Raw genomic sequence first — 26308 nt, forward strand, 5'->3', positions numbered from 1 at the left:
CCATGACTCAACGGACCCTCGCCACTTTCATGCTCGCACTGGGCCTTGCCACCCTCGCCGGTTGCTCCTCGCCTACAGTGATCACCTTGAATGACGGTCGCGAAATCCAGGCCGTCGACACCCCGAAATACGATGATGATTCGGGCTTCTACGAGTTCAAACAGCTGGACGGCAAAGAAACCCGCATCAACAAGGATCAGGTTCGTACCGTTAAAGAGCTGTAAGCTCTGGTTCGACACCGGATACAGAAAGCCCGCATTGATTGCGGGCTTTTTTATGGGCGCTCGAAAAGTGAAGTCGGTATCACCACTGCAGCGTAATCCGGCTCTCGAATTCGCGTTCTTCACCGGTCACCGGGTCGATAAACCGCAAACCTTGCGCCAACAACTTCAGCGGATTGGCGTAATCGTCCTCGACGTCTTTCAACACCTGCGGATAAAACGGATCGTTGCAGATGCTCGCGCCCAGCGCAGTCATGTGGACGCGCAGTTGATGTTTCTTGCCGGTCACCGGAAACAATCCATAGCGCCACAGATCGCCATGTTTTTCCCGAACCTCCACCGCCGTTTCGGTATTGCTCGCACCTTCGCCTTCCTGCATGCGGAAAAACGGTTCGCCATCCACCAGACGGCTTTTGTGCACCAAGGGAAAACTCAGATCCGGCAGCGCTGGGGCGATGGCTTCATAGCGTTTGTCGATCTGCCGCGTAGGGAATAGCGACTGATAAGCCGAACGGGTTTGCGGATTGGCCGAGAAAATGACCAGTCCCGCCGTATGCCGGTCGATGCGGTGCAGCGGCACCAGGTGAGGATTGTCCAGACGTCGGATCAAACGCCGCAGTAACGTTTGTTCGACGTACTCACCGGCTGGTGTCACTGGCAGAAAATGTGGCTTGTCAGCCACCACCAGATGCTCGTCCGCATACAGGATCGACTCGACCACCGGGATTGGCTTCTCGTCCGGCACTTCGCGAAAATAATGAATTCGCAAGCCTTCCTTGTAAGGCAGATCCACCGGGATTGGCTGACCTTGGCCATCCAGCACCCGCCCCCGGGCGATCCGGTCCAGCCATTGCTCGCGATCAATGGCGCGGAAATGCTCGCACAGGCAATCGAGTACGGTCAGCCATTTACCGGGTGGCAGATAAAGTGTGCTCGCCTGATTCTGAGCAGCAGAGAATGTAGACATGGACATACGGAAAATCGAATCCTCAATACAGGGCGGCATTATCCAGCACTGAGGGAAGCGAACCTAGCATTGAATGCTCAGGCCGGGATCGTTTTCAGCGCCGCGGCGTCGGTGAATTCCTTGAGCCAGCGCAACACTTCGACGGCCTCCCAGCGGCCCGGGTCATACAAGGCGTAGAGCAACCCCTGATAACCGACCACATCCAGTTGCTTGTGATAACCGGCACGCTGAAACAAGGCCTCGATCTCGGCAAAGCAGGTGTTGAAATGCAGTTTGTTGAAGGGCGTCTTGCCTTCCGTGACCAGCCCGTCCAGGCGCAATTCGAGAACCGCCTCGCGCACCACGTCAACCGACATCCGGTTCACGCTGTTCTTCAACTGTTCGACATTGACCACGGTTCATTCCTCTGAAGCATTTACTGTATGCACATACAGTAACCGAACAATCCGCGAAATGCCAAGGAATGGATGGCAGCGGCGACCGGCGGGATGAACCAGAAACGCGGATTAACGCAGAAACGCGACGACTTCATCAGCACTGAATGGCCAGCCCAGTTCCGCCCCAGTGTCGATGCGGCGCAACACCGGAATTCGCAGGCTGTAAGCCGCATACCAAGACTCATCCTCAGCAATATCGACCAATTCAACCAGCAGGCCATGCTCGACAAGAGGCATCAGTTCGGCCTCGGCGACTTCACACAAATGGCATCCAAGGGTGCCGAACAGCTGACATTCAGGAGGCATGATTGCTCAACCAGAAAATGAGTGGGCCTATTCTAGGCCGCACCTGAAAACCCGTCGAGCCACCGCCGCCCAAAGGCTCCAGCCCGCCAACAAAGGCTCACAGGCAAAACCCTGACGCAAATCAGTCCGCAGAAAAAACATTTACGCGATCCTCCCGGTCTTTTTGCCTCTACGCTTGAAAAGCCTGAATCTGACATCGGAGTGTCCAGTGTTTGCCAATCTGTTGATCATCCTCGCCTCGTCCCTCGTGGTGATTGCCCTGTTCCGTCGCCTGCGGTTGCCGCCGGTTCTGGGTTATCTGTGCGTGGGACTGCTGGTCGGGCCGAGTGCCTTCGACTGGGTCAACGAAAGCGAACACTTGCCTGACGTAGCCGAACTGGGCGTGGTGTTTCTGTTGTTTTCGCTGGGTCTGGAATTCTCCCTGTCGAAGATGATCGCCTTGCGCCAGGTGGTGTTCCGTCTCGGTAGTCAGCAGGTGCTGATCAGTACCGCGCTGCTCGGTTTGTTATTGATGCTGCTGGGCATGCCGACGACACCGGCACTGCTGCTCGGCGCCGGGCTTTCGCTGTCATCAACGGCGATTGTGACCAAAGAGCTGGGCAGCCTCGGCGAGGTGTTCAGCAGCCATGGGCAGAATGCCGTTGGCGTTCTGCTGTTTCAGGACGTGGTCGCGGTATTGCTGCTGACGCTGGTGCCAGTGTTCGCCGGCAGCAGCGAGCAAGCCTGGTATTGGGCGCTGCCACTGACGCTGGCGAAAACCGTGGTGCTGTTTGTCGGTCTGCTGCTGGCCAGTCGCTGGTTACTGCCGAGGCTGTTTCATGAAGTGGCCGCGTCACGCTCGGCAGAGTTGTTCGTACTGCTGGCGCTGGTGATTGTGCTGTTGACCGCGTGGCTGACTCACCTGCTGGGCCTGTCCCCTGCCCTCGGTGCATTTCTGGCCGGCATGCTGCTCGGTGAAAGCCACTATCGGCACCAGATCGAGGCGGATATCCGGCCCTTCCGCGACATCCTGCTCGGGGTGTTTTTCGTCAGCATCGGCATGCTCATCGACCTGCAACTGTTCGTCAGTCACAGCCTGCTGATCCTCGGGCTCACCGTCGGTTTGATGGTGATCAAAGGCATCGTCGTGGCCGTGCTGGTGAAGTGGCGCGGCAGTGACAGCGAAACGGCGTGGCGCAGCGGTCTGGCGTTGGCTCAGGGTGGCGAGTTCTGCTTCGCACTGATGGCGCAGATGCAGCAAAACAGCATGATGCCCAAAGCACTGGGCGACCTGCTGCTCGCCGCAACGTTTTGCTCGATGCTGCTGACGCCGCTGTTACTGCGCGCAGCGCCACGCATCGCGGCAGTGCTGCACCGCAAACCCAATCAAGAGGCACAGATCGAAGAGATCAGCGCACTCAACGCCGACCTCAACCAGCACGTGGTGATTTGTGGTTACGGCCGCGTCGGCCAATCCATCGGGCGTTTCATGCGCAATGCCAAACAGCCTTATATTGCGCTGGACAATGACCCGGTCCGGGTCCAGGAAGCCGCCAGCGGAGAAAGCGACGTGCATTACGGCGACTCGTCGCGCGGCGAGCTGCTGACTGCGGTTGGCCTGCTACGCGCCAGATTGCTGGTGGTTGCCGTGGATCAGAGTGACATTGCCCTGCGCATCCTCAAGGAAGCGCGCCGGCTCAACGCCCACGTGCCGATTCTGGTGCGCACCCGCGACGATAGCCAATGGGCCGAATTGAAAGCTGCCGGCGCCACCGAAGTGGTGCCGGAGCTGTTGGAATCGAGCCTGATGCTCGCCTCCCACGCCTTGATCATGCTTGGCTTGCCGGCGCACCAGGTGCAGGAAAAAGTCGATCAGGTACGCATCGACCGCTATCGCCTGCTCCACGGTTTTTATCCGGGTAGCGACGATGCCGAAACCTAGTCCTGACTCACCGCGCCGATCTTGTGCAGCGACAGATCGGCGCCGTAATACTCTTGTTCCTGACTCAGGCGCAGCCCGTGCAGCGCCTTGATCACGCCGTATACGACGAAGCCACCGATCAGCGCCACCGCGACGCCGAGCGCAGTGCCGATCAACTGACTGATCAGGCTGACGCCGCCAATTCCGCCGAGTGCGGTCTGGCCGAAAATCCCGCAGGCAATCCCGCCCCACACGCCGCACAAACCGTGCAGTGGCCATACACCCAGGACATCATCGATACGCCATTTCACCTGCGCAGCGGTAAAGCACCAGACAAACAGCGCTCCAGCGATCGCGCCGGTCACCAGCGCACCGACCGGATGCATCAGATCGGAGCCGGCACAGATCGCCACCAGTCCGGCCAACGGCCCATTGTGCAGAAAGCCCGGGTCATTGCGCCCGACAAGCAGTGCTGCCATCGTGCCGCCGACCATCGCCATCAACGAATTGACCGCCACCAGACCGCTGACCCCTTGCAGCGTTTGCGCGCTCATCACGTTGAAGCCGAACCAGCCGACAATCAGAATCCACGACCCCAGCGCCAGAAAGGGAATGCTCGACGGTGCGAACGCCACCAGGCGACCGTCGCGGTAACGTCCATTGCGTGGCCCCAGCAACAGCACCGCCGCCAGCGCCAGCCAGCCGCCCATGGCGTGCACCACGACGGAACCGGCGAAATCATGAAAAGCGGCACCAAATTGCGCTGTCAGCCACGCTTGCAGACCGTAGTTGCCGTTCCAGATCATGCCTTCGAAAAACGGGTAGATGAACGCGACAATCAAGGCCGTGGCGCACAACTGCGGCACGAAACGCGCGCGCTCGGCGATGCCGCCGGAAATGATCGCCGGGATCGCAGCGGCAAACGTCAGCAGGAAGAAAAACTTCACCAGTCCATAACCGTGATCGGCACTCAGCACCGCCGCCGGTTGCATGAAGGTCACGCCATAGGAGATCCAATAGCCTATAAAGAAATAGGCCAGGGTCGAGACGGCGAAGTCACTGAGAATTTTCGACAGCGCATTGACCTGGTTTTTCTGACGGACCGTGCCGACTTCCAGAAAGGCGAAACCGGCATGCATTGCCAGCACCATCACCGCACCGATCAGAATGAACAAGGTATTGGAGCTGTGAACCAGGGTGTCCACAGCGCTTTGCAGATTTTCCATAAGCAGGCAGACCTAAAGGCGAAAAAGGCACCAAAGCGGTTCATGCGCACATTTCATGCACCAAGTTGCGACCACGCAGTCACGGATCCGCAGATGCGGCGAACTGCTTTGGCGCACGAGGTCGATGTCCTGACACGAACCGGGCTTGTTTGAGATAAGGTTTCTCGAGGCGCACGCCCGGCAACAGCGCACAACGGCCAGGCGACGCACCACGACACAGCAAAAGTTGTACCAGTCATTTGTACTGAACCTTCGCGCAAGGCTCATACTCGAACGCTTCAGACGTCACTTACGGAGATCCACCCATGGCCAGCATCAAGGCAAAGACTGCTCAAGAAATCCTCATGAACGACTTCCAGACTTTGGTCGCCGACACCGAACGCTTGCTCGAGCACACCGCCACCCTGGCCGGCGATCAGGCCGATGAGCTGCGCGAGCAGATCCACGACAGCCTGCTGCGCGCCCGCGAAACCCTGAAACTGACCGAAGAAACCCTGCGCGACCGCGGTCAGGCGGCGGTAACCGCCACCGAGGATTACGTGTCGGCCAACCCTTGGCAGTCCGTCGGCATTGCTGCCGGTGTCGGCTTCCTGATCGGCCTGCTGGCTACTCGGCGCTGATTATGTCGATCGGTGAATCCGGCCCGACTGCGGGCACCGCCTCTTCCACGCGACGCCTGGGCGCCGCCGTTCTGGGTCTGCTGCACAGCCACGTCGAATTGTTCGGCATCGAATTGCAGGAGCAGAAATCCCGTACCGTCAGCCTGTTGCTGTTCGCCGGCCTGGCCCTGGTTTTTGCTCTGTTGTTGCTGGTGGGTTTATCGACATTGGTGATGATCGTGTTCTGGGACACTTACCGCTTGGCCGCGATCATTGGCCTGTGCGTTTTCTATACCCTGGCCTCGATCTTCTGCGGGCTGCGCCTCAAGGCGGCGATCTTCGATGAGTCCTCACCTTTCCACGGCACGCTCGAAGAGCTGGCCAACGACCGGGAGCGCCTGCTGCCATGAGCCTGCCTGAACTGCCACACAACAGCTCGCGTCGGGAAATGCGCAAGGCGTTGATCCGCCTGCGCATGGAAATGCATCGCCAGGAAATCCGCCATGAAGCCGGGCAAGTGCTGCAGCCTCTGCATCGCATGCGCGGCATGTCGCAAAACCTGCAAGGTGGCTTCGGCATCAAACACGCGCCATTGTGGGGCGTGGCTGCCATTACGCTGCTGGGATTTATCACCGGCAAAGGCGCGAAAAGCGGCGGCGTTGGCGGATTGACTCGCTTGGTCCGACTCGGCACCAGTCTTGGGCCGCTGATCAAACTGGTGATGCAGAGTTCGGCAAAACGCTAAGCAGATACATCTGGCTACATTCTTGCAGTAGCGGCGGGATGAACCTCTTTATCCGGAGGTTCAATCCCGTACGCCTACCCGGCTGGCGGGGTTCAACCAAAACAAGAACCAAGGAGGCCCCGTGATCGACGGGCAACCGCTCGCCTGCTTTCAGCCTTTCATCGATACCGCCACGGGACGTATTGCCGGCGTCGAAGCGCTGGGGCGCCTGCGCCAGGCTGACGGTCATTTGAATTCGGTCGGGCCATTGTTCGCCGACCCGCGCACACCCGCCATAGCCCTGCGGCGCCTCGACCGGCAAATCCGCGATAACGCCTTGAGCCGCTTGCACGAAGCGCCGGCAGACTGGTTTCTCAGTCTGAACATGTCGCCGCGCTGGATCAGTCGCCTGCGCGCCGATCAAGCCTTGCCCAGCCTTAAACAATTGGCACGCTACAACATCGATCCGCAACGTATTGTTTTCGAAATCACCGAACTGGGTGGCAATGGTCAACGCCTGGCAGAAGTCGTCGCGCGTTACCGCGAGGCAGGCGCAAGAATCGCCATTGACGACTTTGGCGCCGGCTACTCGCAACTGGATCGGGTGCTGGCGCTGCAACCGGACATTCTCAAACTCGATATGCGCCTGTTCCAGGCTGCGGCGCTGGGCGGGCCAAGCAGTGATGTGGTCAAGGCACTGGCGCAGATGGCCGAAAAGACCGGCTGCTGGATAATCGCCGAAGGCGTCGAGACCGAAGCGCAATTGAATTTCGCCCTGGAATGCGGTTCGCGCTACGTGCAGGGATTCCTGTTCGCGCGGGCGCAGGAGGCTTTCTTCCCCACCGATGCGTTCGTACAGCGCTTCGCCGAGCTGCGCCAGCGCTATGTTCGGCAAAAACTCGCGGAACGCGGTCGGCTGATGCAAATGCGTCAGCAACTCGCTGAACTGATGTCGATCCTGCAAGCCTGGGCTCAGGCACATGCTCCCTTGAGCGCATTGCCACAACTGGACGCCTTCCCCTGGTTGCTGCGCTTTTATCAATGCGATCGTCACGGCACGCAACTCACCCCCAACCTCGAATGGCGGCAGCACGGCTGGGTCGCCGACAATCGGTATCTGGGGCACAACTGGTCGTGGCGTCCGTACTTCTATCATTTGCTCGCCGAAGGTTGGGAGGAGCGGCGTTTGACGCTCTCTAATACGTACCGCGACGCCACCAGCAATCAGTACTGCCTGACGGCCGGACAGTTTTTCGACAATGGCGAGCGTTTGCTGCTGATCGACATCGACGCCGCAGGACTGTAGTTCCGCTTGCAGGGCCGGGCGTGAACCGGGAAGCTAGGGGCCAACGCCCCCAGTCACCTGACGGAGAGAATCAGCCTTGGATTGGCAAACCCTGCTCAACCGCGAACGTCTCGGCAAGCCGCTGCACAGCCCGCAAGAACTTGGCCGCAGCCCTTTCCACAAAGACCATGACCGCATCATTTTCTCCGGCGCCTTCCGCCGCCTCGGGCGCAAGACCCAGGTGCATCCGGTCACCAGCAACGACCACATTCACACGCGCCTGACCCACTCGCTGGAAGTCAGTTGCGTTGGTCGTTCGCTGGGCATGCGGGTGGGCGAAACCCTGCGCAGCGCCCTGCCCGAATGGTGCGACCCGGCCGACCTCGGCATGGTGGTGCAGTCGGCGTGTCTGGCCCACGACATTGGCAATCCGCCGTTCGGCCATTCCGGTGAAGATGCCATCCGCCACTGGTTCCAGCAGGCGGCCGGCCGTGGCTGGCTCGACGGCATGAGCGAAGCCGAGCGCGCTGACTTTCTCAATTTCGAAGGCAATGCCCAAGGCTTTCGCGTACTGACTCAGCTCGAATACCACCAGTTCGACGGCGGCACGCGGCTGACCTACGCCACCCTCGGCACCTACCTGAAGTACCCGTGGACCGCGCGCCACGCCGACTCTCTGGGCTACAAGAAACACAAATTCGGCTGCTATCAGAGCGAGCTGCCGCTGCTTGAGCAGATCGCCCACAAACTGGGCCTGCCGCAAATCGAGGATCAACGCTGGGCGCGCCACCCGCTGGTGTACCTGATGGAAGCCGCCGACGACATCTGCTACGCGCTGATCGACCTCGAGGACGGCCTCGAAATGGAGCTGCTGGACTATGCCGAAGTCGAATCACTGCTGCTCGGGCTGGTGGGCGATGATCTGCCGGAAACCTATCGTCAGCTCGGCCCACAGGATTCGCGTCGACGCAAACTGGCGATTCTGCGCGGCAAGGCCATCGAGCATTTGACCAACGCCGCCGCGCGAGCCTTTGTCGAGCAACAGGACGCACTCCTTGCCGGCACGCTGCACGGCGATCTGGTCGAACACATGCACGGTCCGGCCAAGCGTTGCGTGTTGAATGCCAAGGACATCGCCCGCAAGAAAATCTTTCAGGACAAACGCAAAACCCTGCATGAGATCGGCGCCTATACCACGCTGGAGATCCTGCTCAACTCGTTCTGCGGCGCGGCGCTGGAACAACACAACGGTCGCACGCCGTCGTTCAAGAGCCGGCGCATTCTCGATCTGCTGGGCAGTAACGCACCGGATCCGCAAGGTTCGTTACACACTTCGTTTCTGCGCATGATCGACTTCATTGCCGGCATGACCGACAGCTACGCCAGTGACATGGCGCTGGAAATGACCGGTCGCTCCAGTCACTGATCCATTGCACGCGGGCGGCTATTGATATTGGCCGCCCGCAGGCATCGCACTCACTGCCGACAACCAATGATTCAGCAACTTTAAACAGCTATAAAAAACCATTTACAGCCAGCACTTGCAAATCATTCAACTAAAACTATAAGCCTGTTCAAATCCTGCACTTCCTTACGTCAAACCTAGTTTGACCGTAGTCTGTTTCCTTATTAGTTGTAGGAATAATCCGATAACGTGGCTAGAGCCATGTCACTTCATGCGAGCGTTCATTCATCTGAGCTAAGGTGCGCGCTTTATTCGTGCTTGCATGGGATTTGATTATGAACTCCGTTTTTATTGTCGACGATCACCCGGTCATCCGTCTCGCCGTTCGAATGCTGCTGGAGCATGAAGGTTACAAGGTCGTCGGTGAAACCGATAACGGGGTCGATGCCATGCAAATGGTGCGCGAATGCATGCCCGATCTGGTCATTCTCGATGTGAGCATCCCCAAGCTGGACGGCCTGGAAGTGCTGGCCCGCTTCAATGCCATGGGCTCTCCGCTGAAAATCCTGATTCTGACGGCACAGTGTCCGACCCTCTTCGGCATTCGCTGCATGCAATCCGGCGCATCGGGTTATGTGTGTAAACAGGAAGACTTGAGCGAACTGGTCAGTGCGATCAAAGCGGTACTTTCCGGTTACAACTATTTCCCCAGTCAGGCATTGAATCCGGTTCGCAGTGACGACGTTCGTTTTGCCGAACTGGAACTGTTCAAATCCGTCAACGATCGCGAATTGATGGTATTGCAACTGTTTGCCCAAGGTCGCACTAACAAGGAAATAGCCAAGGGCATGTTTCTGAGTAACAAGACTGTCAGCACCTACAAAAAACGCCTGATGCAAAAACTCAAAGCCAAATCCCTTGTAGAACTTATCGAGATGGCCAAACGAAACGCACTCGTGTGAGAGCCCGCATGCCCAGCCGTTTAAAGGACTATTTAATGGCGTTGAGTGCAGGTCTTTGCCTGAGCACCAACGTATTCGCCATGCCCGGCACGTCACCGGACTATGCGCTGCTGAGCCGGTCGGCGAACGAACCGGTGCAGGTCACGCTCGAACAGTCCCAACGGCAATGGCTGCTTGCACGTAGCGAACTGGTTCTGGGCACCTCCGCGCCCGACTATCCGCCTTTTGACATGACGGTCAGTGGCAAGGACTACGAAGGCCTGACGGCCGACTACGCCGGACTCCTCGGCCAGGCCACCGGTTTGCCGATCAGGGTGCAGCGCTTTCCCTCTCGGGGTGCGGCCATTCGCGCATTGGTCGACGGCCAGGTCGATCTGCTCGGTACCGCGAACGGCTTCGAAGCGAGCAACGCCAACCTTGCGTTATCGACCCCCTACGCTGTTGACCAACCTGTGCTGGTCACCCGCGAAGACGAAACCCGCTCTCTCACTGAAGGCCTGGCCGGCTTGCGGCTGAGCATGGTCTATCACTATTTGCCGCTGCCCGAAGTCAAGGCGCTGTACCCCAAAGCACTCATCACCTGCTACCCCTCCTACCAGAATGCGATCAATGCCGTAGCGTTCGATCAGGCCGATGTGTTTCTCGGCGATACGCTCTCCACGCACTACATGATCAACAAGGGCTACCTGAACAACGTGCGCATGGCCAACTTCGGCAAACAGGAGGCCCAGGGATTCAGCTTCGCCGTACGCCGCAACAACCCGCAACTGCTGGCCATCGTCGACAGCGTGCTCAAGGCCGTGCCGGCCAGTGAGCGTGACAACATCGCCAAACGCTGGAGCGCCGGCAGCGATCTGCTGCTCACTGACCAGAAACTGCAACTGACCCAGCGCGAAGAAGCGTGGCTCAAGCAGCATCCAGTTGTCAGTGTGGTGGTGAACGAAGCGTTCGCGCCCCTGACATTCTTTGACAACGACGGCAATTTTCGCGGCATCAGTGCCGACCTGCTCGAACTGGTCCGCCTGCGTACCGGCCTGCGTTTCGAGATCCGTCGCAGCCGCAACGACGCGGAAATGATCCAGCAGATAGACCGTCATCAAGCTGATCTGATCGCAGCGCTTCTGCCATCAACGGAACGCGAAAAAACCCTCAACTTCAGTCGTCCCTACCTGGAAAACTCTTACGTTCTGCTGACCCGCAAAAGCGCCGATGGCCCGACCAATCTGGGCCAGCTCAAAGGCAAACAACTGGCGATTGCCCAAGGCAATCCGATGGTCGAATACCTGCGCCGAGAGTACCCGCGCATCCAGTTGATCGAAACGGCGGATACCTTCAGTGCGGTCTCGCTGCTCGCTGAAGGCCACGTCGAAGGCGCTGTGAACTCCCTGGTCATTGCCAACTACTTCATTTCCTCGCGGATCTTTAATCAGGCGCTGCAGATCACCACCACCATCGGCACCGGTCAGGCGGCCTTTTCACTGGCGACCGCGCGAGACAACACGGAACTGACCTCGATCATCAACAAGGCATTGCTGAGCATCGCACCCGATGAACTGGGTGTGATCAATGGCCGCTGGCGCGGTTATTCCACGGCGTCTCAAAACATCTGGCACAACTACCAGCGCCTGTTTTATCAAGTGATTTTCGGCGCCTGCCTGCTATTGCTGTTGCTCCTGGCCTGGAATGCCTACATGCGCCACCAGATCAAACAACGCCAGGCCGCCGAGCGTGCGCTGAACGACCAGTTCGAATTCATGCGCTCACTGGTCGATGGCACGCCGCACCCGATTTATGTTCGTGATCGCCAGGGGCTGCTGCAAAGTTGCAACGAAAGCTACCTCGAAGCTTTCAATGCCAGGCGTGAAGACGTCATTGGCAAAAGCGTCATCGAGGGCACCCTGAGCAACGCGTTCGAAGCCCAGGCCTTTCAGGCCGATTACCAGCGCGTCGTTGCCGAGGGCACCCCGATGGTCGTCGACCGACCTCTGCACATCGGTAACCGGCGCCTGACCATCTATCACTGGATCCTGCCGTACCGCGACTCCAGCGGCGACGTGAAAGGCATCATCGGTGGCTGGATCGACATCAGCGAACGCCGTCAGTTGTTCGAGGAACTACGCACGGCCAAAGAACGGGCGGATGAGGCCAACCGGGCGAAAAGCACGTTTCTGGCGACCATGAGTCATGAAATCCGCACGCCGATGAATGCCGTGATCGGCATGCTCGAGCTGACGCTCAGACGCATGGATCAACAACATCCGGATCGCTCGTCAATCGACACGGCCTATCATTCGGCCAAGGATCTGCTGGGGTTGATCGGTGACATTCTCGATATCGCGCGGATCGAATCCGGACGCCTGAGTCTTTGCCCGGAACGGGTCAATCTGGTCGACACCGTGACGTCAGTGGCGAGAATCTTCGACGGTCTCGCGCGGCAGAAGAATCTTTCCCTGCAAGTCATCTTCAATCCGCCGGATCTGGCCGTCGATGTGTATCTGGACCCTCTGCGTTTCAAACAGGTGCTGTCGAATCTGGTCAGCAATGCGATCAAATTCACCGAACAAGGCCATGTGCGCATTACCCTCGATCTCATGAACACCGATGCGCCCGCCCGCGCCTTGCTGCAACTGACCGTGCAGGACAGCGGTGTCGGTATCAGTGCAGAGGATCAGCAACGCTTGTTCGAACCGTTTGCCCAGACCGAAAACAGCAGTCAACAAGGCAGAAGCGGTGCCGGCCTGGGGCTGGTGATCAGTCGCAACCTGTGCGAAATGATGGGCGGACAACTGCAATTGAGCAGTCAGCCGGGCATCGGTACCCAGGTCTGCCTCTCACTGGCCCTGGAAACACTGCCGATACAGGTGAATACGATCAAAAGTGAACCTGCGATCAAGACATCCTGCTCCCCCCTGCGTGTGCTGGTGGTGGATGACCATCCGGCCAATCGCTTGCTGATGTGTCAGCAACTGGAGTTTCTCGGCCATCAATTCAGCATTGCCGAGAACGGCTGCAGTGGCCTGAAACTGTGGACGGCTGGCCATTTCGATCTGGTGATCGTCGACTGCAACATGCCCTTGATGAATGGTTATGAACTGACTCGCGCCATTCGTCAGCATGAACTGCAGACACGCAGCCCGCCGTGCACCGTGCTGGGCTTCACGGCCAATGCGCAACCTGAGGAAATCCAGCGTTGCAAACAGGCCGGCATGGACGACTGTCTGTTCAAGCCCCTGAGCCTGAGCCTGCTCAGCCAATGGGTCGATGGCATCACGCCGACGTCGACGGCACCGGCTTTCAATCTGCAAAACATGAATATGCTCACCGGTGGTAATCCGGCGCAGGCTCGCCGGCTGTTGGCCGAATTACTTAAAAGCAGCCGCCTCGACCGCCAGGAATTGCTCGCGCTGTCGCCCGAACATGATCGCGGCGCACTGGCCGTGGTCGCGCACAAGATCAAGGGTGCCGCGCGCATTGCTCAGGCCACGCGCGTGATCGAATGTTGCGATGCCCTCGAGCAGGCCTGCGCCGAGGCACAGGCGACAACCGAGATCGCCCGCCATTGCGAAGCGAGCAACCGCGCGATGCTCGAACTGGAGCAGGCCCTTCAGCAACAACTGACGTTGTCGGATCGAGGCACAATGAGCGTGCCTTAACTATGCTTGGCGCTGAGCAGTGAGTTAACCATCATGGAGAGCCAGAAATGCCCAGCCCACTGCGCCCGGAGCAACGCCGGTTCCCGCTGCACGTGCACATCAGCGTCATGTTCACATTCCTGCTGCTGCTCACCGGGGTCGTGCTGGGATTGTTCAATTACCGCCAGACCACGCAGATCATCCTTTCAAGCAGCGAGAAGCTGTTCGAAAGGATCGAACAGGACGTGCGCCTCGACATGTCCGCCACCTATCAGCCGATCCGGCATCTGCTGAGCCTGCTGGCGGACAACCCCGCCGCTCAGGCCGAGCGCCTTGAACAACGCTTGCCTTTGCTCAGGCCGTTCAGCCAGTCGCTCACCGACAACCCGAATCTGGCCTCGCTGTATCTGGGTTATGCCAACGGCGACTTTTTCATGGTGCGCCCGCTGCGCAGCGCCGCGTTGAAAACACTGCTCAAGGCCCCTGAAGCGGCGGCATATCAGGTTTGGAGCATCGAGCATGACGCGCAGGGCGCCATGCACTCACAGTCACTGTTTTTCGATCAGGCACTGATGCCGATCAGCCGTCAGGACAATCCCGAAGACCGCTACGACCCGCGCAGCCGTGCGTGGTTCACCGATGCCCGCCAGCAAAACGAACAGATCACCACCGAACCTTACGTGTTTTTCTCCACGCACAATGTCGGCACCACGCTGGCCCGACGCAGCGGCGAGCATGCCGTGATCGGCGCTGACCTGACGCTGGTCGCATTGTCTGCCGCCCTGAGCAAACATGTCGTCACCGCGTCCACCGAAATTGCTTTGTTCGATGCTGACGGCAACGCGGTGGCCTATCCCGACAGCCAGCGGCTGATCGTCGATGGCAACACCGCACATCTGGCAAAAGCCGCGGACCTGAGTCCGAGCCTGCACACGCTGTTGTCCGGCGCGCATTCCGGCAATCGCCTGCAGGCGGACGGCCGGCAATGGATCGTCGCGCGCAGCAGCATTCAGGAGGGCGGCCCGAAAGGTTTGCAACTGGCGCTACTGGTACCGGAAGACGAACTTTTGGTCGATGCCTACCGCTTGCGCTGGCAAGGTGCGCTGATCACCCTGGCGACCTTGCTGCTGTGCCTGCCCCTGGGCTGGATGATTTCGCGGATTCTGGTCAAGCCGTTGCACGCGCTGGTCAAGGAAGCCGACGCCATCCGCAGTTTCGATTTCAATTTTCCGTTGGCACGCCGCTCGCCCGTGCTTGAAGTCGACCAATTGAGCGTGTCGATGGCACGGATGAAAGACACCCTGGCGAGTTTTTTCCGCATTACCGACACCCTTGGCGCCGAAACCCGCTTCGCCCCCCTGCTGCAACGGGTGCTGTTCGAAACGGTGCAGATTGCTCAGGCGCAGGCGGGGCTGATCTATCTGCGTGAAAGCGATAGCAGTCGCATGGAGCCTTACGGACTGGTCATCGACGGCACGCCCCGGACGCTGGAGGCGTTCGACATTGAGGGCCATGATCTGCAACACAACCAGGGCCCGACGTGGTTCGAGCAATTGATCAACGCCAACAATGTGGTGAGCAACTTCGGCGTCGATCAGGCCGGCGATCTGCAGAAAGTCCTGCTGGCGATGCAATCGCCACGCGTTCATCTGATCGGCCTCCGCCTGCACAATCGCCACGACGAAACCATCGGTCTGCTGATCCTGCTGGTGAACGACAGCGGCACGGCAGTCGATCTGGAAAAACTGCGCCCCGACCGCATCGCGTTCCTCCAGGCCGTGTCCGGCGCGGCGGCGGTGAGTATCGAGAGCCAGCGTCTGCAAGCCCGCCAGAAGCAGTTGCTCGACGCCTTCATTCAATTGCTCGCCGGCGCCATCGACGCGAAGAGCCCTTATACCGGCGGACATTGTCAGCGCGTGCCAGAGCTGACGCTGATGCTTGCTCAGGCAGCGGCAGCCAGTCAGGCGCCAGCCTTCAGCGCCTATCAACCCAGCGAAGACGAGTGGGAAGCCTTGCACATTGCCGCGTGGCTGCACGATTGCGGCAAGGTCACGACGCCCGAATACGTGGTCGACAAGGCGACCAAACTGGAAACCATCAACGACCGTATTCACGAGATCCGCACCCGCTTCGAAGTACTCAAGCGTGATGCCTGGATCAGCTATTGGCAGGCGCGGGCCCTGGGCGGTGATGAGACAGCATTGGCCGAACTGCGCGATGCGACACTGACGGCGCTCGACGACGACTTCGCGTTTGTCGCGCGCTGCAACCTGGGCAGTGAGGCCATGGCCGAAGCGGATCTGCAACGCCTTGATGATCTGGCTCGACGCACCTGGATGCGTACCCTCGATGACCGTCTGGGTGTGTCCTGGGAAGAGAACCGGCGTCAGTCGCGCACGCCGGCGCCGAGCTTGCCGGTCAGTGAACAGCTATTGGCAGACAAATCCGAACACTTGCTCGAACGCGACCCGAACGAGTTGATTCCCGAAGACAATCCGTGGGGCTTCAAACTGGAGGTGCCGCGCTACAAATACAATCGCGGCGAGCTGTACAACCTGAGTATCAGCCGTGGCACCCTGACCCGCGAAGAGCGTTACGTGATCAATCACCACATGGTCCAGACCATCATGATGCTCAGTCACCTGCCCTTCCCCGGCCACCTCGACAGCATTGCCGAAATCGCCGGCGGTCATCATGAAAAAATGGACGGCACCGGTTATCCGAAACGCCTGAAACGCGAAGAAATGAGTCTGCCGGCACGGATGATGGCGATCGCCGATATCTTTGAAGCGCTGACGGCGGCTGACCGCCCGTACAAGAAAGCCAAAACCTTGAGTGAAGCACTGGCGATCATGGCCACCATGTGCCGTGAGGCGCACATCGATGCCCCGCTGTTTGGATTGTTCATCAGCGAAGGCGTGTACATGCAGTACGCCGTGCGCTTTCTCGATCCAGCGCAGATCGACGCCGTGGATCCGGCCAGCCTGTTGCACAAGGCTGGCCTCAGCGCGTGATCAGCAGTCGGTCAGACGCAGGAAAATCGCCGCCAGTTGTTCGATACCGGCCTGATCCTGCGCGCCGAAACGCGCCAGTTTCGGGCTGTCGAGGTCGAGCACCCCGATCAGGCGTCCGTCTTTGACCAACGGCACGACCAGCTCACTGTTCGAAGCGCTGTCGCAGGCGATATGCCCGGGGAACGCATGCACGTCTTCAACGCGCTGGGTTTGCCGACTGGCTGCCGCCGCGCCACACACACCACGACCGAAGGGAATGCGCACGCAAGCGATCTGGCCCTGGAACGGGCCCAGCACCAGCTCTTCGTTGCGGTTGAGGTAAAAACCCGCCCAGTTCAAGTCATCGAGCTGGTTGTACAGGAACGCCGAAAACTGCGCGGCGTTGGCAATGAAGTCGCGCTCATCCGCCAGCAGCGATTCCAGTTGCGCGGCCAACATGCCATAGCCTTCGAGGCCCTGGCCGCTTTGTTGCAAATCAATCATGCCTTGTGCTCCAACAATTTCAGTCCCACCCAGTAACGGGCGAATTGGTACGCGCAACGTCCGTTGCGATTACCGCGGCCGGTGGCCCAACGCACGGCGAGGATGTCCAGTTCTTCGTCGCGCTGCCAGCTCAGGCCGGCCTTGGCGGCCAACTGGCCAATCCAGTGCTCGACGACGTTAAGGAAGTGTTCTTGGGTAAACGGGTAGAACGACAGCCACAGACCGAAACGGTCCGACAGGGCGATCTTGTCTTCAACGGCTTCGCTGGGGTGCAGTTCGCCGTCGACGCGTTTCCAGTTTTCGTTGTCGCTTTCCTTCTCCGGCACCAGATGGCGGCGGTTGGAGGTGGCGTACAGCAAAACGTTGTCCGGCGCCTGTTCAAGCGAGCCGTCGAGCACGCTTTTGAGAACGCGGTAATCGCCTTCACCGGACTCGAACGACAAGTCATCGCAAAACAGCACGAAACGTTGTGGCAGCTTGCCGATCTGCTCGACCACCCGTGGCAGATCCGCCAGATGATCGCGCTCGATCTCGATCAGGCGCAGGCCCGCGGCGGCGTGTTCCGCCAGCAAGGCCCGCACCAGCGAAGACTTGCCGGTACCGCGCGAGCCCCAGAGCAGCGCATGGTTGGCCGGCATGCCATCGAGAAATTGCTGGGTATTGCGCCCCAGTTGCTCCAGTTGACGGTCGACACCGATCAGGTCGGACAGGCGCATGTCGAGGCTGACTTCCAGTGGCAGCAGGTAGCCGCTGCGTCCGTCGCGCTGCCAGCGCGCAGCCAGACAAGTACCCCAGTCGATCACCGGCCGAGGTGCCGGCAACAACGGTTCGATCCGCGCCAGAACCGACTCGGCGCGTTCAAGAAAAGCATTCAATCGGGAATCCACGTCTTCTCCTCGGGCACGTTCACAGTGATGATGACGATCCAGCGACGACACACAGATCAGAATTCACCTACCAAGCCTTGTTACAAGGCGATTCGGGAACCTCGGTATCCATACATGATCGACTATGCTTGAGCAGCGAAGGGAAACGGAAGTGGTTCAACACCCCATGGATATCAAATTCACCCACCGGCTGTCTTACAAGCAAGCCAGGCTTACCGTGCTGGTCGGGTTCATTCTGGGCACGCTGCTCAGCCTGCTGCAAATCGGCATCGATTATGCCAGTGAAGACGCCTCTATCAACCGTGAAATCCTGTCTTTACTGGAAATCAGCCATAACCCGGCGTCACGGATCGCCTACAACATTGACGCCGAGCTGGCGCAGGAACTGACCCTGGGGCTGTTGCGCTCGCCGGCGATCATTTCTGCGCAACTGATCGACAACAACAGCACGGTGCTGGCCAGCGTAAAACGCCCGGAACTGCAAAGCGGTTATCGGGTGATCAGCGACTTCCTGTTTGGTGCCAAGCGCCAGTTCGAGGATCGTCTGTATCTGGATCATCTGCCCAATGAATCGCTGGGCGTCTTGAGCCTTGAAGTCGATACCTACGCCTTTGGCAGCCGTTTCCTGCGTCGGGCCGAGATTACCTTGCTCAATGGCTTCGCCCGCAGCCTGATTCTGACCGGCCTCCTGCTGGCGCTGTTCTACGTGATGCTGACCAAACCGCTGGTGCGGGTGATCCGCGAGCTCAGTGGACGCGACCCGCGCAGTGCCGAACCGACCACGCTGGAATGTCCGTCCGGCCATGCCAACGATGAAATCGGCGTGCTGGTCAAAGTCGCCAATCAGCAATTCGAGAACATTGCCACCGAGATCCAGCAGCGGCGCAACGCCGAGAACCGCCTGACGGACTATCTCGGACAACTGGAAAACATCGTCTCGGCGCGTACCGCCGAACTCAAGGCGATCAATACGCGGCTCAGCCAGTCCAATCAGGAACTCGAAGTCGCTCGCAGCACCGCCCTGGAAATGGCCGAGGCCCGCTCGGCCTTCCTCGCCAACATGAGCCATGAGATCCGCACGCCGCTCAACGGCCTGCTGGGGATGATCGCGCTGTCACTCGACGGCCCGCTGAATGCCGAGCAGCAGCAACAGCTGTCGATCGCCCACGATTCGGGCAAGGTGCTGGTCGAGTTGCTCAACGATATTCTCGACCTGTCGAAATTCGATGCCGGGCAACTGGAGCTCGAGCACATCCCGTTCGACCTCGGCTCATTGATCGAAGACACCGCCAATCTGCTCTCGCAGAATGCCGCGCCGAGCGTCGAGCTGACCTGCCTGATCGACCCTCACTTCCCGGCCCTGGTATTGGGCGATCCGACCCGGGTTCGGCAGATCGTCAGCAACCTGCTGTCCAACGCACTGAAATTCACCCGGTTCGGCCGGGTGGATGTGCGCTTGTCGACCTCCAGGGATGGCGTGCGCATCGAGGTCTGCGACACCGGCATCGGTATCGCCCAGGACGCGCAGCTGAAAATCTTCCAGCCGTTCACCCAGGCGGGCGCCGGGATCACCCGTCAGTATGGCGGCACAGGGCTGGGACTGGCGCTGACGTACAACCTCTGCGAGGCCATGCAGGGCCGCCTGACCATCAGCTCCGAGACCGGTTTCGGCAGTCAGTTCTGTGCCGAGTTGCCACTGCCCTGCCATACGCGCGCACTGGCACCGGCGCCGCTGCACGGCAAGATACTCGCCATCACCGCAGCGAGCAGTGGTCTGGCGGAGCTGTTGCAGAGTCTGCTGCCGGTCTGGGGACTTGCGTATGAACAGCGCACCATTGATGACTCGCTGCTGGGCCTGACCCCGGATGTGGTGATCACCGATTGCCCGGAGTGCCTGTTCGGCCTGCGCCCGACGCTCGGTGCGCCGATTTTGCTGGTGACCGCCTACGGCAGTTTCCTGCCGAGCGAAGAAGCGGCCGCGCTCGCACCGCTGCAACAACAGGCGCGACCGTTGGCGCGCAATGCGCTCTACCAGAACCTGCGGCGCACCCTGCAACCGGACGTGGTTGCAATCAACGATGCGCAGCTCGAAACCTCTCCCTCGGTGCGCCGCGGGCGGGTGTTGCTGGTGGAGGACAACCCGGTCAATCAACTGGTGGCCAAAGGCATGCTCGGCAAACTGGGCTGCGAGGTCATCGTCGCCGCCCATGGCGCCGAAGCGCTGGATCAACTGGAGTATCACGAATTCGATCTGGTGCTGATGGACTGCAACATGCCCGTGATGGATGGCTACGAAGCCAGCCGGCAGATCCGTCAGAGCGGGCGCTGGCCGCACCTGCCCATCGTCGCTCTGACCGCCAACGCGATGTCCGAAGAACGCGAACGCTGCCGCGCGGCAGGCATGAGCGACTATCTGGCCAAGCCGTTCCGCCGAGAAGAACTGGCGGCACTGCTTGATCAGTGGATCCCGACTACGACAGCGCTTTGATCTGGCCCAGCAAGTGATCAAGACCGTTGCGCAGGTCATTGAGGCGGTCCAGATCCACCCCGCTGTCGCACAGCAGTCGGGCCTTGAGCGGCCCGACCTGCTCGCGCAAGGCTTGCCCGGCGGGCGTCAGGCTCAGATGGACTTCCCGTTCGTCGCGCGTCGAACGCTGGCGCTGCACCCATTGCAACTGCTCCAGGCGCTTGAGCAACGGCGTCAGCGTGCCCGAGTCCAGCGCCAGGCGTTCGCCCAAGGCCTTGACGGTCGGTTGCTCCGGCGCGGCGTCCTGCCATTCCCACAACACCAGCATCGCCAGATATTGCGGGTAGGTCAGACCGAGCTGATCGAGCATCGGCTTGTAGGCCCGAATCACCGCCCGGGAGGCGGCGTACAACTTGAAGCACAACTGGCTGTCGAGCTTCAGCGAATCGACCGGCAGGCTGTTCATTTGAGCAGGGCTTCGATCTCGCGGCTCAGGTCCTGCGGCTTGGTCGCCGGGGCGAAGCGCTTGACCAGTTGGCCGTCCTTGCCGATGAGAAACTTGGTGAAGTTCCACTTGATGCCTTGGGAGCCCAGTACGCCCGGCGCACGTTTCTTCAACTGTACGAACAATGGATGAGCGCCGGCACCGTTGACTTCGATCTTCTTGAACAGCGGGAAGCTGACACCGAAGTTCAACTCGCAGAATTCGCTGATCGCCCCCTCATTGCCCGGCTCCTGCTTGCCGAACTGATTGCAGGGGAAGCCCAGGACCACCAGGCCCTGATCCTTGTAGGTCTGCCACAGTTCTTCGAGACCTTTGTATTGCGGGGTGAAGCCGCACTTGCTCGCGGTGTTGACCACCAGAACCGCTTTGCCGGCGAAATCAGCCAGGGTCTTTTGCTCACCTTTGATCGTGGTGCACGGGATGTTCAGCAGGTTGTCGCTCATGGCACTGGGCTCCGCAGACAGTCAGGAAAGGCCAAACATAGCGAGCAATTAAATTGTGTGCAATTTAATTATCGAATAACAAGGCGACCCGAAGGTCGCCTTCAATCGTTTATGCGCGCGGTTCGAGGTTCAGACACACCGAGTTGATGCAATAACGCAGGAATGTCGGCGGCGGGCCGTCGGGAAACACATGACCCAGATGCGCATCGCAGCGCGCACACTTCACTTCGATGCGGATCATGCCGTGCGTGGTATCACGGATTTCAGTCATCGCGCTTTCGCCGATCGGCGCGTAGAAGCTCGGCCAGCCGCAACCGGAATCGAATTTGGTCTTGGAGTCGAACAGCGCTTCGTTGCAGCAAACGCAGTGGTAGACACCGTCGGTCTTGGTGTCGTTGTATTTGCCGGAGAACGGGCGCTCGGTCGCACTGAGGCGGCAAACCTCGTACTGCTGCGGATCGAGCATGGCTTTCCATTCTTCCAGGGTTTTTTCCAACTTTTCCATCATCACACCTCAGCGGCTGAAAAAGCCCGATCTGTACCTTTTCCACGGATCGGGCGGCACGTATGATTGCGCCTCGTCACGCACCAGTCTGGCAGCCAGACCGGGCGCATTCAAACGGATTATGGGAGCCACGGCTCAAGACGTCCGCCTGTGTGAAGACGCAGGAATCCCAGCACGGTTGTCCATCCGCCGCCTGGATCGTTCATTTTCGGGATCACATCGCCATGCAGTTCAGCAAATCGAACAAGCTCGCCAACGTCTGCTACGACATTCGCGGCCCGGTGCTCAAGCACGCCAAACGACTGGAAGAGGAAGGCCAGCGCATCCTCAAGCTGAACATCGGCAACCCGGCGCCGTTTGGTTTCGAAGCCCCGGACGAAATCCTTCAGGATGTGATCCGCAACCTGCCGACCGCACAAGGCTACAGTGACTCCAAAGGTCTGTTCAGCGCGCGTAAAGCGGTGATGCAGTACTACCAGCAGAAGAATGTCGAAGGTGTCGGCATCGAAGACATCTATCTGGGCAACGGCGTTTCCGAACTGATCGTGATGTCGCTCCAGGCGCTGCTCAACAACGGCGACGAAGTGCTGGTGCCGGCTCCGGACTATCCGCTGTGGACTGCCGCCGTCAGCCTCGCTGGCGGTAACGCCGTGCATTACCTGTGCGACGAAGGCGCCGACTGGTTCCCGGATCTGGCCGACATCAAGGCCAAGATCACCCCGAACACCAAAGCCATGGTGATCATCAACCCGAACAACCCGACCGGCGCGGTGTATTCGAAGGAAGTGCTGCTGGGCATGCTGGAAATCGCGCGTGCGCACAACCTGGTGGTGTTCTCCGACGAGATCTACGACAAGATTCTGTATGACGATGCCGTGCACATCTGCACCGCCTCCTTGGCGCCGGACCTGCTCTGCCTGACGTTCAACGGTCTGTCGAAGTCCTACCGCGTAGCGGGTTTCCGCTCCGGCTGGATCGCCATCTCCGGGCCGAAACACAACGCGCAGAGCTACATCGAAGGCATCGACATGCTGGCCAACATGCGCCTGTGCGCCAACGTGCCGAGCCAGCATGCGATCCAGACCGCGCTCGGCGGCTACCAGAGCATCAATGATCTGGTGCTGCCGCAGGGTCGCCTGCTCGAACAGCGCAACCGCACCTGGGAGCTGCTCAACGACATTCCGGGTGTGAGCTGCGTCAAGCCGATGGGTGCGCTGTATGCGTTCCCGAAGATCGACCCGAAGGTCTGCCCGATCCACAACGACGAAAAATTCGTCCTCGACCTGTTGCTGTCCGAGAAGCTGCTGGTGGTGCAGGGCACGGCGTTCAACTGGCCGTGGCCGGATCACTTCCGCGTGGTCACCCTGCCCCGCGTCGACGATCTGGAAATGGCCATCGGCCGCATCGGCAACTTCCTCAAGTCGTACCGCCAGTAACTGGCCAGCAGTGCGCAACGGCCAAACGTTGCGCACTGTCTGATTCAGCAACACTTCTGCATTCCGCGTCTGCGCACGCCTTCTACACTTGCGATTCGTATCAGTCACCTGCGCCTGAGGTAATGGCGACGGGTCGCGGCTGGCTGTCATCCCTATCGGTATCTGTCGTGGGAAATGTGCCGAGCACCGAAGAATTCGCTGTAGGACACAGTTTGAAATAGTCACTCAGTTGAATAGCCCGGTGCAGCACCTTATATACCCCGCAGTACGCTACATCTTTAGCTTGAGGAGATTTCTACAACCATGATGCGCATCCTGCTGTTTTTGGCCACTAACCTGGCGGTCGTGCTGATAGCCAGCATCACCCTGAGCCTGTTCGGCTTCAACGGGTTCATGGCGGCCAACGGGGTTGATCTCGACCTTAGTCAGCTGCTGGTTTTCTGTGCGGTCTTTGGTTTCGCCGGCTCCCTGTTCTCGCTGTTCATCTCCAAGTGGATGGCGAAGATGAGCACCGGCACCCAGATCATCAGCCAGCCACGTACCCGGCATGAGCAATGGCTGCTGCAAACCGTCGAGCAACTGTCCCGCGAAGCCGGGATCAAGATGCCCGAAGTCGGTATTTTCCCGGCCTACGAAGCAAACGCCTTCGCCACTGGCTGGAACAAGAACGACGCGCTGGTCGCGGTCAGCCAGGGCTTGCTCGAGCGTTTCTCGCCCGATGAAGTGAAAGCCGTACTGGCCCACGAAATCGGTCACGTGGCCAACGGTGACATGGTTACGCTGGCGCTGATCCAGGGCGTGGTGAACACCTTCGTGATGTTCTTTGCGCGGATCATCGGCAACTTCGTCGACAAAGTGATCTTCAAGAACGAAGAAGGCCAGGGCATCGCCTACTACGTGGCGACCATCTTCGCCGAACTGGTACTGGGCATTCTCGCCAGTGCGATCGTCATGTGGTTCTCGCGCAAGCGCGAATTCCGTGCCGACGAAGCCGGCGCACGTCTGGCGGGCACCAGCGCAATGATCGGCGCACTGCAACGCCTGCGCGCCGAACAGGGCCTGCCGGTGCATATGCCGGACACCCTGAACGCCTTTGGCATCAACGGTGGCATCAAACAGGGCTTTGCCCGCATGTTCATGAGCCACCCGCCACTGGAAGAGCGTATCGACGCGCTGCGTCGTCGCGGTTGATCCGACTGGCGTAACAATGAAAAAAGGTCCGCAGTGATGCGGACCTTTTTTTGTTCCTGCCAATAATGGATTGTTGCTGATGGCCTCTTCGCGAGCAGGCTCGCTCCCACACGGGCCCTGCAAACACCCATCCAATGTGGGAGCGAGCCTGCTCGCGAAGAGGCCGGCACTGTCAGCAAACATCTATCGAGAAGAAACCCGGTAAACCCGCTCCTCAAGCCGCGTCACGCCTGCCTGCAGGAACTTCCCGCTCTCCCCCAGCACATCCTGCTCTTCCAGCACCTGCACCTGCCAGACATCCCCCAGCAACCGCAGCACTTCATCATCCCCCACCGCAAACGGCGGCCCCGGCATCTGCGCCTGATCGTAATCCAGCGTAATCAACAGCCCTTGCACACCCAACGGCAGGATCCGCTGAAGATGCGCCGCATAGCGCTCACGCATCGGCGCTGGCAAGGCAATCAGCGCAGCACGGTCGTAGATCGCCGTGCAATCGGCTACATCGCTCGCCGTCAGCGCGAAGAAGTCACCGCACCACAACTCGATGGTGTCACTGCGATAGACCTTGAACGCGCCCTTCTGGCTGATCTGCGGCTGTATCTGATGCTCATTGAAAAAGTCCTCGATAGCCTTTTCCGACAGTTCGACCCCGAGCACCTGATGACCACGCCCGGCCAGCCACGCCAGATCCAGACTTTTCCCACACAAAGGCACGAGCACTCGCCCCGCTGCCGGTACCGCCCAGTGCCGCTGCAAATATGGGTTCACCTCGGGCAGATGAAAACCGATCTGCCCCGAATCCCACTTCTTGTGCCAAAACTCAGGCTGCATGCATCACTCCGAATAATTCGATCAAAAAGCGTTAAAACTTATATTAGATTTAGATCAATGATCTGACTGAAGATGAGCTCATCTTAACGCTCAGGAACCCATCATGTTTCCCAGCCTGTTTATTTCCCATGGCTCACCCATGCTGGCGCTGGAGCCCGGTGCCAGTGGCCCGGCGCTGGCGCGTCTGGCAGCCGAATTACCGAAACCCAAAGCCATCGTGATCGTCTCTGCCCATTGGGAGAGCCACGAACTGCTGGTCAGCAGCCATGCGCAACCGCAAACCTGGCATGACTTCGGCGGCTTCCCCCGCGCATTGTTTGAAGTGCAGTACCCAGCGCCGGGGAATCCGCAGTTGGCCGCTGAGGTGGCCGATCTGTTGACTGCCAACAATCTGCCAGCACGTCTCGATCCGCAACGTCCGTTCGATCACGGCGTCTGGGTGCCGCTGTCGCTGATGTACCCGCAAGCGGATATCCCGGTGGTGCAGGTCTCGCTGCCGAGTCGCGCTGGCCCGGCGTTGCAAACCCGGGTCGGCCGCGCGCTGGCGAGTCTGCGTGATCAGGGCATTTTGCTGATCGGCTCTGGCAGCATCACCCACAACCTGCGTGAACTCGACTGGCACGCCGGCCCGGAAAGTGTCGAGCCGTGGGCGCGGGATTTCCGTGACTGGGTGATCGAGAAGTTGGCGGCCGACGATGAGGCGGCGCTGCATGATTATCGCCAGCAGGCGCCGCATGCGGTGCGCAGCCATCCGAGCGATGAGCATTTGTTGCCGCTGTATTTTGCACGGGGCGCGGGCGGTGAGTTCAGCGTGGCGCACAAAGGATTCACGATGGGTGCGCTGGGCATGGATATTTATCGTTTCGGTTGACGCCTTCGCGA

24 protein-coding genes are annotated in these 26308 nt (G+C 59.6%); 14 read left to right on the forward strand and 10 right to left on the reverse strand.

Features of this window, described 5'->3' with window-relative positions; all coding sequences use genetic code 11:
* Window positions 1-2: 2 nt before the first annotated feature.
* The gene (locus PspS49_RS20635) at window positions 3-224 is read left to right on the forward strand and encodes a YgdI/YgdR family lipoprotein (protein WP_007908660.1); all 222 of its coding nucleotides are present in this window, start codon (window positions 3-5) and stop codon (window positions 222-224) included.
* 79 nt (window positions 225-303) lie between these two features.
* Here the strand turns inward: PspS49_RS20635 and PspS49_RS20640 are convergent, their stop codons facing one another.
* From PspS49_RS20640 to PspS49_RS20650, 3 genes are all read right to left on the reverse strand, one after another.
* Window positions 304-1194: a pseudouridine synthase gene (locus PspS49_RS20640; RefSeq protein ID WP_150750721.1), complete on the reverse strand. Its 891-nt coding sequence runs from the start codon at window positions 1192-1194 to the stop codon at window positions 304-306.
* Between the two features lie 71 nt (window positions 1195-1265).
* Window positions 1266-1583: a transcriptional regulator gene (locus PspS49_RS20645; RefSeq protein ID WP_150651944.1), complete on the reverse strand. Its 318-nt coding sequence runs from the start codon at window positions 1581-1583 to the stop codon at window positions 1266-1268.
* Between the two features lie 111 nt (window positions 1584-1694).
* Window positions 1695-1931 (reverse strand): glutaredoxin family protein, encoded by a 237-nt coding sequence (locus tag PspS49_RS20650; RefSeq protein ID WP_150776326.1) that lies wholly within the window; start codon window positions 1929-1931, stop codon window positions 1695-1697.
* Between the two features lie 208 nt (window positions 1932-2139).
* On the opposite strand from PspS49_RS20650, the gene PspS49_RS20655 reads away from it, so the two are divergent.
* On the forward strand, window positions 2140-3852 hold the full coding sequence (locus PspS49_RS20655) for a monovalent cation:proton antiporter-2 (CPA2) family protein (protein ID WP_160041291.1): 1713 nt from the start codon (window positions 2140-2142) through the stop codon (window positions 3850-3852).
* On the opposite strand, the gene PspS49_RS20660 is transcribed toward PspS49_RS20655, so the two are convergent.
* Window positions 3849-5057, reverse strand: a complete 1209-nt coding sequence (locus tag PspS49_RS20660; protein WP_016985472.1) for an ammonium transporter — start codon at window positions 5055-5057, stop codon at window positions 3849-3851. The genes PspS49_RS20655 and PspS49_RS20660 overlap by 4 nt on opposite strands.
* 305 nt (window positions 5058-5362) lie before the next feature.
* Between PspS49_RS20660 and PspS49_RS20665 the strand changes: the two genes are divergently transcribed.
* The 8 genes from PspS49_RS20665 to PspS49_RS20700 all read left to right on the forward strand — a co-directional run bounded on the left by PspS49_RS20665 (window position 5363) and on the right by PspS49_RS20700 (window position 16678).
* Complete coding sequence (locus PspS49_RS20665; RefSeq protein WP_007908653.1) at window positions 5363-5677, forward strand: DUF883 family protein; 315 nt, start codon at window positions 5363-5365, stop codon at window positions 5675-5677.
* A 2-nt stretch (window positions 5678-5679) separates the two neighbouring features.
* Window positions 5680-6066, forward strand: a complete 387-nt coding sequence (locus tag PspS49_RS20670; RefSeq protein WP_016985474.1) for a phage holin family protein — start codon at window positions 5680-5682, stop codon at window positions 6064-6066.
* Window positions 6063-6401 (forward strand): hypothetical protein, encoded by a 339-nt coding sequence (locus PspS49_RS20675; RefSeq protein ID WP_150776328.1) that lies wholly within the window; start codon window positions 6063-6065, stop codon window positions 6399-6401. Before PspS49_RS20670 ends, PspS49_RS20675 begins: the two co-directional genes overlap by 4 nt.
* Window positions 6402-6522: 121 nt before the next feature.
* Window positions 6523-7686: an EAL domain-containing protein gene (locus PspS49_RS20680; protein ID WP_160041293.1), complete on the forward strand. Its 1164-nt coding sequence runs from the start codon at window positions 6523-6525 to the stop codon at window positions 7684-7686.
* A gap of 76 nt (window positions 7687-7762) precedes the next feature.
* Entirely contained in the window at window positions 7763-9091 is a 1329-nt protein-coding gene (locus tag PspS49_RS20685; protein WP_127929223.1) for a deoxyguanosinetriphosphate triphosphohydrolase, read from the forward strand.
* Between the two features lie 314 nt (window positions 9092-9405).
* Window positions 9406-10032 carry a response regulator transcription factor gene (locus PspS49_RS20690; RefSeq protein ID WP_034155223.1) on the forward strand — a complete coding sequence of 209 codons (627 nt, stop codon included), beginning with the start codon at window positions 9406-9408 and terminating at the stop codon, window positions 10030-10032.
* An 8-nt stretch (window positions 10033-10040) separates the two neighbouring features.
* Window positions 10041-13685: a transporter substrate-binding domain-containing protein gene (locus tag PspS49_RS20695; RefSeq protein ID WP_150776329.1), complete on the forward strand. Its 3645-nt coding sequence runs from the start codon at window positions 10041-10043 to the stop codon at window positions 13683-13685.
* Window positions 13686-13732: 47 nt separating this feature from the next.
* A complete protein-coding gene (locus PspS49_RS20700) occupies window positions 13733-16678 on the forward strand; it encodes an HD domain-containing phosphohydrolase (protein ID WP_160041295.1) in 2946 nt (981 codons plus the stop codon).
* Here the strand turns inward: PspS49_RS20700 and PspS49_RS20705 are convergent, their stop codons facing one another.
* Both PspS49_RS20705 and PspS49_RS20710 read right to left on the reverse strand, forming a co-directional pair.
* The gene (locus PspS49_RS20705; protein WP_127929226.1) at window positions 16679-17161 is read right to left on the reverse strand and encodes a GAF domain-containing protein; all 483 of its coding nucleotides are present in this window, start codon (window positions 17159-17161) and stop codon (window positions 16679-16681) included.
* Entirely contained in the window at window positions 17158-18048 is an 891-nt protein-coding gene (locus PspS49_RS20710; protein ID WP_007908631.1) for an ATP-binding protein, read from the reverse strand. The genes PspS49_RS20705 and PspS49_RS20710 overlap by 4 nt, the downstream gene beginning before the upstream one ends.
* Window positions 18049-18214: 166 nt before the next feature.
* On the opposite strand from PspS49_RS20710, the gene PspS49_RS20715 reads away from it, so the two are divergent.
* The gene (locus tag PspS49_RS20715; protein ID WP_127929227.1) at window positions 18215-20536 is read left to right on the forward strand and encodes a response regulator; all 2322 of its coding nucleotides are present in this window, start codon (window positions 18215-18217) and stop codon (window positions 20534-20536) included.
* Here the strand turns inward: PspS49_RS20715 and PspS49_RS20720 are convergent.
* The 3 genes from PspS49_RS20720 to msrB all read right to left on the reverse strand — a co-directional run bounded on the left by PspS49_RS20720 (window position 20520) and on the right by msrB (window position 21968).
* Window positions 20520-20981, reverse strand: a complete 462-nt coding sequence (locus PspS49_RS20720) for a MarR family transcriptional regulator (protein ID WP_127929228.1) — start codon at window positions 20979-20981, stop codon at window positions 20520-20522. The two genes, PspS49_RS20715 and PspS49_RS20720, sit on opposite strands and share 17 nt — an antisense overlap.
* On the reverse strand, window positions 20978-21463 hold the full coding sequence (locus PspS49_RS20725; protein WP_034155230.1) for a glutathione peroxidase: 486 nt from the start codon (window positions 21461-21463) through the stop codon (window positions 20978-20980). Before PspS49_RS20725 ends, PspS49_RS20720 begins: the two co-directional genes overlap by 4 nt.
* Window positions 21464-21572: 109 nt before the next feature.
* The gene (msrB, locus tag PspS49_RS20730; protein ID WP_160041297.1) at window positions 21573-21968 is read right to left on the reverse strand and encodes a peptide-methionine (R)-S-oxide reductase MsrB; all 396 of its coding nucleotides are present in this window, start codon (window positions 21966-21968) and stop codon (window positions 21573-21575) included.
* 224 nt (window positions 21969-22192) lie between these two features.
* On the opposite strand from msrB, the gene PspS49_RS20735 reads away from it, so the two are divergent.
* Complete coding sequence (locus PspS49_RS20735; protein WP_007908620.1) at window positions 22193-23404, forward strand: pyridoxal phosphate-dependent aminotransferase; 1212 nt, start codon at window positions 22193-22195, stop codon at window positions 23402-23404.
* 303 nt (window positions 23405-23707) lie between these two features.
* The gene (gene htpX / locus PspS49_RS20740) at window positions 23708-24595 is read left to right on the forward strand and encodes a protease HtpX (protein WP_007908619.1); all 888 of its coding nucleotides are present in this window, start codon (window positions 23708-23710) and stop codon (window positions 24593-24595) included.
* Window positions 24596-24778: 183 nt separating this feature from the next.
* Here the strand turns inward: htpX and PspS49_RS20745 are convergent, their stop codons facing one another.
* Window positions 24779-25426: a thiopurine S-methyltransferase gene (locus tag PspS49_RS20745; protein ID WP_160041299.1), complete on the reverse strand. Its 648-nt coding sequence runs from the start codon at window positions 25424-25426 to the stop codon at window positions 24779-24781.
* Window positions 25427-25529: 103 nt separating this feature from the next.
* On the opposite strand from PspS49_RS20745, the gene PspS49_RS20750 reads away from it, so the two are divergent.
* Window positions 25530-26297: a class III extradiol ring-cleavage dioxygenase gene (locus tag PspS49_RS20750; RefSeq protein WP_110721024.1), complete on the forward strand. Its 768-nt coding sequence runs from the start codon at window positions 25530-25532 to the stop codon at window positions 26295-26297.
* Window positions 26298-26308 lie beyond the last annotated feature (11 nt).

The sequence above is a fragment of the Pseudomonas sp. S49 genome, assembly GCF_009866785.1.
Lineage (GTDB): Bacteria > Pseudomonadota > Gammaproteobacteria > Pseudomonadales > Pseudomonadaceae > Aquipseudomonas.

Bases quoted from the DNA above. Each gene is read 5' to 3' on its own strand.
- PspS49_RS20705 (WP_127929226.1), bottom strand. From the start codon at position 17,161: ATGATTGATTTGCAACAAAGCGGCCAGGGCCTCGAAGGCTATGGCATG.
- PspS49_RS20650 (WP_150776326.1), bottom strand. From the start codon at position 1,931: ATGCCTCCTGAATGTCAGCTGTTCGGCACCCTTGGATGCCATTTGTGT.
- msrB (WP_160041297.1), bottom strand. From the start codon at position 21,968: ATGGAAAAGTTGGAAAAAACCCTGGAAGAATGGAAAGCCATGCTCGAT.
- PspS49_RS20700 (WP_160041295.1), top strand. From the start codon at position 13,733: ATGCCCAGCCCACTGCGCCCGGAGCAACGCCGGTTCCCGCTGCACGTG.
- PspS49_RS20735 (WP_007908620.1), top strand. From the start codon at position 22,193: ATGCAGTTCAGCAAATCGAACAAGCTCGCCAACGTCTGCTACGACATT.
- PspS49_RS20690 (WP_034155223.1), top strand. From the start codon at position 9,406: ATGAACTCCGTTTTTATTGTCGACGATCACCCGGTCATCCGTCTCGCC.
- PspS49_RS20640 (WP_150750721.1), bottom strand. From the start codon at position 1,194: ATGTCCATGTCTACATTCTCTGCTGCTCAGAATCAGGCGAGCACACTT.
- htpX (WP_007908619.1), top strand. From the start codon at position 23,708: ATGATGCGCATCCTGCTGTTTTTGGCCACTAACCTGGCGGTCGTGCTG.
- PspS49_RS20720 (WP_127929228.1), bottom strand. From the start codon at position 20,981: ATGAACAGCCTGCCGGTCGATTCGCTGAAGCTCGACAGCCAGTTGTGC.
- PspS49_RS20750 (WP_110721024.1), top strand. From the start codon at position 25,530: ATGTTTCCCAGCCTGTTTATTTCCCATGGCTCACCCATGCTGGCGCTG.
- PspS49_RS20725 (WP_034155230.1), bottom strand. From the start codon at position 21,463: ATGAGCGACAACCTGCTGAACATCCCGTGCACCACGATCAAAGGTGAG.
- PspS49_RS20745 (WP_160041299.1), bottom strand. From the start codon at position 25,426: ATGCAGCCTGAGTTTTGGCACAAGAAGTGGGATTCGGGGCAGATCGGT.
- PspS49_RS20635 (WP_007908660.1), top strand. From the start codon at position 3: ATGACTCAACGGACCCTCGCCACTTTCATGCTCGCACTGGGCCTTGCC.
- PspS49_RS20670 (WP_016985474.1), top strand. From the start codon at position 5,680: ATGTCGATCGGTGAATCCGGCCCGACTGCGGGCACCGCCTCTTCCACG.
- PspS49_RS20660 (WP_016985472.1), bottom strand. From the start codon at position 5,057: ATGGAAAATCTGCAAAGCGCTGTGGACACCCTGGTTCACAGCTCCAAT.
- PspS49_RS20695 (WP_150776329.1), top strand. From the start codon at position 10,041: ATGCCCAGCCGTTTAAAGGACTATTTAATGGCGTTGAGTGCAGGTCTT.
- PspS49_RS20675 (WP_150776328.1), top strand. From the start codon at position 6,063: ATGAGCCTGCCTGAACTGCCACACAACAGCTCGCGTCGGGAAATGCGC.
- PspS49_RS20665 (WP_007908653.1), top strand. From the start codon at position 5,363: ATGGCCAGCATCAAGGCAAAGACTGCTCAAGAAATCCTCATGAACGAC.
- PspS49_RS20715 (WP_127929227.1), top strand. From the start codon at position 18,215: ATGGATATCAAATTCACCCACCGGCTGTCTTACAAGCAAGCCAGGCTT.